At 48.1% G+C, this 7,383-nt stretch carries 6 protein-coding genes; all 6 read right to left on the bottom strand.

From position 1 onward, the window contains the following. Positions 1-84: 84 nt before the first annotated feature. The 6 genes from Q0668_RS25685 to Q0668_RS25660 all read right to left on the bottom strand — a co-directional run bounded on the left by Q0668_RS25685 (position 85) and on the right by Q0668_RS25660 (position 7,301). A complete protein-coding gene (locus Q0668_RS25685; RefSeq protein WP_298869424.1) occupies positions 85-711 on the bottom strand; it encodes a Maf family protein in 627 nt (208 codons plus the stop codon). A 22-nt stretch (positions 712-733) separates the two neighbouring features. Continuing rightward, positions 734-982 carry a zinc ribbon domain-containing protein gene (locus Q0668_RS25680; RefSeq protein ID WP_298869423.1) on the bottom strand — a complete coding sequence of 83 codons (249 nt, stop codon included), beginning with the start codon at positions 980-982 and terminating at the stop codon, positions 734-736. A gap of 104 nt (positions 983-1,086) precedes the next feature. Further along, positions 1,087-2,454, bottom strand: coding sequence for an ATP-dependent protease ATPase subunit HslU (hslU, locus tag Q0668_RS25675; protein ID WP_298869422.1), 1,368 nt, complete (start codon positions 2,452-2,454; stop codon positions 1,087-1,089). After that, the gene (gene hslV, locus Q0668_RS25670; RefSeq protein WP_298869420.1) at positions 2,442-2,990 is read right to left on the bottom strand and encodes an ATP-dependent protease subunit HslV; all 549 of its coding nucleotides are present in this window, start codon (positions 2,988-2,990) and stop codon (positions 2,442-2,444) included. Before hslV ends, hslU begins: the two co-directional genes overlap by 13 nt. Positions 2,991-3,323: 333 nt before the next feature. Continuing rightward, positions 3,324-4,742, bottom strand: coding sequence for a DUF1501 domain-containing protein (locus Q0668_RS25665; RefSeq protein ID WP_298869419.1), 1,419 nt, complete (start codon positions 4,740-4,742; stop codon positions 3,324-3,326). Between the two features lie 57 nt (positions 4,743-4,799). Next, positions 4,800-7,301 (bottom strand): PSD1 and planctomycete cytochrome C domain-containing protein, encoded by a 2,502-nt coding sequence (locus tag Q0668_RS25660; protein ID WP_298869418.1) that lies wholly within the window; start codon positions 7,299-7,301, stop codon positions 4,800-4,802. Between the last annotated feature and the right edge of the window lie 82 nt (positions 7,302-7,383).

Genomic DNA, 7,383 nt, shown 5'->3' with positions numbered 1-7,383 from the left:
CATGAGACTCTTTAAATTTCAAATAAGAAAACAACAGCCCGGAAAATAACAGTTCAAAAAACAACAGTCCAGAAACAACCGTATTTAGTCCAACAAACGAATTACCAGCTCCAAAGGTAATCCTACAACATTCGACAGACTACCTTCAATGCGTTGAACAAATAGACTGCCGGCCCCCTGCACGGCATAGCCACCGGCTTTGCCGATTGACTCTTGAGAAGAGAGATACCAGTCCAAATGTCGTTTGACGAAGTCTATGTCATGAAAAGTCACCAGAGTCTGCGCCATTTCGGTGATGATCTGGTCTCCAGTCCGAAAGCAGAGCCCCGTCAGCACCTGATGAGTTTTTCCGGCATACTCCTCAACAAACCAGTCTCGAACCGTCAGTTCCCACCCGGGTCCTGCAGGTGGTTGCCCTAAGACGCGATGTCCTGTCTGTTCCCCCTTGACCACAACAATCGTATCTGCCGTTAAGACGGGGTCTCCTGAATGCGATGAAGATTTTACTTGCGAAAAAACATCGTTATTTTTTGCCGTGCAGATCGAAAGTAATTGTGCGGAGATCGATTCCAAATCGGAAAATTCATCAAAGCCTGCCTCTTCAGAATTTCGCGGCGGTAATACACAAATGGCTGACGGGGGAATCAATAGAGACAGCAACTCTTTCCGACGAGGTGATCTGGAACCCAGAATGATCTTATCAAACCTCATCCGCGCCTCTTCCTCTTCTGTTTCAAGCAAAAAATATGAGACACAAAATCGTAACAATGCTTCCCAGCACTCCCAATGCAACCCACCAGCGCGGGCGATCACTGAAAGGATGCGTATTCACTCCCAGATATTCTCCACACGCGGGGCAACTTACGGCATCCTCATATACGTCTGCGCCACAGTTTGAACAGGCTACCGTCTCAGTTTCATATTCATCATCGGTTTCATATTCCTCTTCGAATTCGTCATCGCTGTCCCAGTTTTCGTCCATGCCACTTTACTTTCTGGAAGAACGCTCCAATCAATTCGTTTTCGTACAAAAACACAGGAACTCATCCAGCTTGACACAGGCTTCAGTGAGAGACAATACCTGCGTTATAGAATAAACTTACTAAGATCTTCATCCTCAACAATCGCGTGCAGTTTTTGTTGTACATAAGCGGCATCGATCTTGATTTTCTTTACCGTGAGATCAGGTGCATCATAGCTGACCTCTTCCAACAATCGTTCTAATATCGTATGCAGTCGACGGGCACCAATATTCTGCGTCGTCTGATTCACCTGAAACGCGATTTCCGCCAGTTCTTCCAGACCATCTTTTTCAAATTTTATCTTGACCCCTTCTGTTTTCAATAAAGCCTGATACTGCATTGTAATGGAACTGGTAGGCTCGGTCAGAATTCTCAAGAAGTCATCACGCGTCAGCTCCTTCAGCTCCACGCGAATGGGAAACCGTCCCTGTAGTTCGGGCATTAAATCTGAAGGTTTCGTTCGATGAAAGGCACCGGCTGCGATAAACAACATGTAATCTGTTTTCACGGAGCCACTACGAGTCTGAACCGTCGTGCCTTCCACAATCGGAAGCAAATCGCGTTGCACACCCTGCCGACTGACATCGCCACCACGACTCCCGCCCCCCTCCTCGGACGTACAGATCTTATCAAGCTCATCGATAAAAACGATTCCGTTCCGCTCCGCCAGTTCGATCGCTTCTTCGGCAATGGCATCTTTATCCATTAACCCTTCCACTTCCTGTTCGAGCAAAACCTTGCGCGCTTCTTTGACGGTCAGTTTGCGACTCTTGCTCTGGCCAGGCATCATTTTCTCTAACATTCCCTGTAGATCAACGTCCATTTGATCCATGCCCATATTCGAAAACACCTGCACGGGAGAGCTTTTCTGATCTATCGATATCTCAACTTCTTTGTCTTCCAGATCTCCCTTACTCAACATTTTTCGAAATTTGTCCCGCGTGCGTTCGTAGCGATCTTTAGAATCCTCTTTCTGATCCTCTTCAGTCGACTCAAGATGAGAGGGTTCCCAATCCGGAGGGGGCACCAGCAGATCGAGCAGACGTTCTTCGACACGTACCTTTGCCTTATCGACCAGCTCCACGCGCTTCTTTTCACGCACCAGATTCTTGGCAGAATCGACCAGATCACGAACCATGCTCTCGACATCGCGGCCGTAATAACCCACTTCCGTGTATTTGGTCGCTTCCACTTTGATGAAAGGAGCCTCAATCAACTGAGCCAGGCGACGTGTAATTTCCGTCTTCCCGACCCCCGTGGGCCCGATCATGATGATATTTTTCGGAGTAATTTCTTTACGGATCTCTTCCGGCAATTGCTGCCAGCGCCAGCGATTCCTCAGTGCAATCGCCACCGCACGTTTTGCGTCATCCTGACCGACAATATGTTTATCCAGCTCTGCGACAATCTGTCGAGGCGTTAACTCTTGCACTGAAGCTCCTCCACGATGATATTATTATTCGTATAGATATCGATTTCTGAAGCGATGCCTAATGATGTTTTCACAATTTCTGCAGCCGACAACTGAGAATGTGCGATGAGCGCCCGCGCCGCTGCGGTTGCGTAATTTCCGCCGGATCCGATGCCTATGACACCATCCGAGGGAACGACCACATCCCCCTGACCGGTAATCAGCAAACTATGCTCCTGATTGACAACGATAATCAGAGCTTCCAGCTTTCGTAAAATCCGGTCGGTCCGCCAGTCGCGCGCCAGTTCTGTAGCCGCGCGTGGCATATTTCCGGGATAGTCCTTGGCTTTGACTTCAAACCGCTCCAAAAGTGCAAAAGCATCAGCCGTAGAACCCGCAAAACCACAGATGACTTGACCATCAAGGATTTTTCGGATCTTACGAGTATCGCTTTTCATGACGGTATCGCCATGAGTCACTTGCCCATCGCCGCCGATGGCAACCGCCCCCTCATGACGTACTGTTAAAATCGTCGTGGAACGCCATTTCTTTTTCATATAGGAACTCATAACGGATTCACATTTCATAAACAAACGCTGATGCAAAGGCCAGATTCAGGCCTGCGTGGGAACAACATAGAAAAGAGGCTCAACACATGCAAGCTCTCCGAGCGTGCATCATAGTCTGCCAGACTCGCGTTTTTCAATCTCAGCAGACCCGCACCTGTTTTATTTCGCTTAATGTGAAGTGATCATTCATCTCAATCATTCACACGATGGAAATACAAGACGATGAATTGCTGTTTGCGGCTCAATGCGCAGCAAAAAACCCTCATTTCAATGAAAGAGGGTTTTCATACTCAATACATCAACGGTGATCGGGTTCGTCAATTACGCCAGAACACCATGTGCCACATGACCGGCAACATCGGTTAGACGGAAATCTCGTCCGGCATAGCGATAGGTCAACTTTTCATGATTCATGCCCAGAAGATGCAGGAGCGTAGCGTGAAAATCATGAATGTGCATTTTATCTTTGGTCGCGTAGTAACCGAATTCATCGGTGGCACCATATTGGAAACCGGCTTTCACACCGCCTCCCGCCATCCACATGGTAAATCCTTCGGGATTATGATCGCGGCCATTTTTTCCCTGTGCAGTTGGTGTGCGGCCGAATTCTCCACCCCAGACGACTAAAGTATCTTTCAACAAACCGCGCTGTTTCAAATCTTTCAGCAGACCGGAAATTGGTTTATCGACTTCTTTTGCATTTTTGCCGTGCCCTTCCAAAAGATTCCCATGCTGATCCCATTGCACTTTCTGGTCACTATGAGATACCTGAATGAAGCGTACGCCCCGTTCTGCAAAACGACGGGCCATTAAACATTGACGACCAAAGTCAGCCGTCTTCTCTTCATCCAGACCATACATCTTGCGCGTAGCTACGGTTTCGCCGGAGATATCCTGAACCTGCGGAACTTCTTCCTGCATACGAAATGCTAATTCAAATGAACCAATTCGGTCCTCCAGAACCTGATTCGGACCAGTCTGCTGTTGATGCTGACGATTGAGATCGTTCAGAAAATCAATCTGTTTCCGTTGCACTTTACGAGACAGAAAACCATTTTTGATAAATTCAATCTGCGCCTGTTCGGCTGCAACCGCGGCATTCCCCAATGGAGTCCCCTGATAAGGAGCCGGCAAAAAGGCAGAACTCCAGTTCTTCACTCCACCATGCGCCAAGGTCGGACAAATTGTAATGAAGCCCGGCAAATTCTGATTCTCGGTTCCCAGACCATAGGTCACCCATGAGCCCATACTCGGACGAACAAAGGCATCGCTGCCGGTATGCAACTTAAGTAACGCGCCCCCATGCGCGGCGTTCGTTCCATGCAATGAATTGATAATACACAGATCGTCAACACATTCTGCCACATTGGGAAATAACTCACTGACATGAATTCCACTCTCGCCGTACTGCTTAAACTTCCAGGGCGATTTCAACAAGTTTCCAGTGGGCGCAAATTGAACCCGGGGTTTGTCAAAAGGCAACGGCTTTCCGTCATACTTCTGCAGTTGCGGTTTGTAATCAAACGTATCCATATGGGACGGTCCGCCCTTCATGAACAGGAAGATCACACGTTTGGCCCGCGGCGTAAAATGAGGCTCCTTAGGTGCCAGCGGATCGTGTCCCTTAGCCGCCTTTGCTTCATCATTGAGCATCGACAGTAAGGCAAGATTTCCAAATCCGACTGCTGACTTTTTTAACAGGTCACGTCGGGAAAATAGTGATTGAGGTAGGATACTCATGACAGGTCTCTATTAAAAATGATTTTTGATTTAGATGGTTTTAATTCTGATCAACGTTTATCGGAGATAGATAAATTCACTCGACCCAAAAATGGACTGACAGAAAACCTGCCAGCTACGATTGATCCGTTTTTGAGAATCGGATTCCTCACTCTGTAATTCCTGTTCCAGTTCCTGCAGAAACTGCAGCGATTTTTTGACTTCCCGCTCAGATGGGAAACGCCCATATGCTTTCAACATCAGTTGTTCTATTTTTTGTTCCGGTGAGAGTGCCGTTTGACTTAAGATCGTATCCGCCAAACGTTGCGAGGCACCTTCGACAAGATGGCTGTTCAACATAAACAGAGCCTGTGGCGCGACCGTTGTTGAAGATCGATCTCCATTCAGCACGCTGGCATCTGCATAATCGAATAACATAAACATCCCGAACAAATGATTGCGGATTACCGGGAGATAAATTGATCGTCTGTTAAAATCATAAGTCACACCATCTTTTGATTCATGATTAAAGACGAATTCACGGTTATTGACATTGAGTAACGAGCCTCCCAATGTGGCGTCCAGCCCATCACTGACAACCAGGATTGAATCACGAATAGATTCCGCATCCAGACGACGCAGATCGGCACGCCACATCAACTTATTGTCGGGATCAATGGCGGCGGCTTTCTCATTCATTTCACTGCTCATCTGCCAGGTATTGGAAAGTAAAATCATGCGGTGTAATTTTTTGAGCGACCAGCCCTCGTCCATCAGGTTCACAGCCAGCCAGTCCAGCAAAGCCTGGTTAGAAGGTTTTGCTCCCAATCTTCCAAAGTTATCGGGGGTTGCCACAATGCCTTTACCGAAATGCCAGCGCCAGACCCGATTCGCAATGACGCGCGAAACCAATGGATGATCTCGACTCCCAAGCCATTCTGCGAATTCCAGACGCCCACTCTGTTTCTTGGAAAACGGTTTCTGCGGCTGTTGATTCAGAACAACGGGAACATGTCGCGGAACGGTTTCTCCCAATGTCAAATGACTGCCGCGAATGTGAATGGGCAAATCGATCGTTTCCCGTTCGGCGGCTCCCAATGCAGTCGGAATTTCAGGGCGTTCCTTTTTCAGTGACGCAACTTTCGCCCGAAATTTCTTTAATTCCGCTTGGGCCTCTTTAGAATAAGTAGGCTCCGGCTTGGCAGGCAGTTTAAACTCTTTGCCACCCTCTTTCTTTAATCGTTCATTTTCCGATTTCACCAGGGCGGCAACTTTTGCTTCTTCTGCTTTGATCTTCTGATCATATCCCGCCTGAACCTTCAACTCGGCATCGGTCCCGAGTGAATTTTCATGCCAGCGGGCAACCTTCTTGTAATGCTCCATGATCTTGGTGCTTTTCAGGATTCCCGCGATCCCATAATAATCGTACGCCGAAATCGGATCGAATTTATGGTCATGGCAGCGGGCACATCCCAGTGTCATCCCCATCAGGGAAACACCAATGGTATTGATCTGCTCGTCGATGATATCCATCTCCATTTTGGTTTCATCGACTTCCGCCAGAACCTTCGGACCTAATGACAAAAATCCGGTCGCAATTAAACGCTCATTCCGTTCAGCGACATCTTTGGCTGGTTCGAGTAAATCGCCGGCCAGTTGCTCTTTGAGGAACAGGTCATACGGTTTGTCTTTGTTTAAAGCATTCACGACATAATCGCGGTACTTCCATGCGGTACCATAGGCGACATTTTCATCTAACCCGTTCGAATCGGCATACCGCGCGATGTCCAACCAGTGACGTGCCCAATGTTCGCCATAATGGGGCGATGCCAACAGGCGGTCTACTACTTTTTCGAATGCCTGCGGCGACTGATCATTCAAAAAATTATCGATCTCTTGTGGAGTCGGAGGTAGCCCGGTTATGTCAAATGTCGTACGACGAATGAGCGTGCGTTTGTCAGCCGGTTTGGCAGGCGTGATCTTGGCCTGCTCCAGCTCGTGTAATACAAACTGATCAATGGGATTCTTAACCCATGACCGGTTTTTGACAGCAGGCACCGCTGGCTTTTTCACTGGTTGAAACGACCAGAACTCCCGCTCCTTCTTGATATCAAATTTCCCTTTGCCTTTTGACGCTCTAAGGAGACTCATATCGGCATTGGGATAGGGGGCCCCGATTTTGACCCAGGTGGTCAGGTCGGCAATTTCCTGCTTGCTCAGCTTTTCTTCAGGAGGCATCTTCAGATCGGCAGACTGATAATTGACAGCCGTGATCAAGATACTCTGTTCCGGCTTTCCGGGAACGAGCAACGCCCCTGCTTTGCCACCCTTGACGATGTGTTTAAAGGTATCAACGCGTAACCCGGATTCCTGTTCATCCGGACCATGACAGTCATAACAGTGTTTGATTAACAAAGGCCGAATCTTCGATTCAAAAAATTGAATCTGCTTCTGGTTCGGCTGTTTCTCAGCGGCAGGCAGACAGGTTGCACTCAATAAAACGAATGCCACCAGTATCCCCGTGGAGAACGGTTTGACGAATGAAATGAACTGATCTCGAAAATTAGCATGCATAGCCATTATCATTTCCAGCATTTTACAGGTAGGAACCACAGGCGGACCGGGTTGAGCGACTGCTTCTCAAACCAGAAACCGGCGGCTG

The organism is uncultured Gimesia sp., assembly GCF_937910335.1.
GTDB lineage: Bacteria > Planctomycetota > Planctomycetia > Planctomycetales > Planctomycetaceae > Gimesia.
The sequence above is the reverse complement of the archived record's forward strand: the minus strand, read 5'-3'. Positions and strand labels throughout refer to the sequence as shown.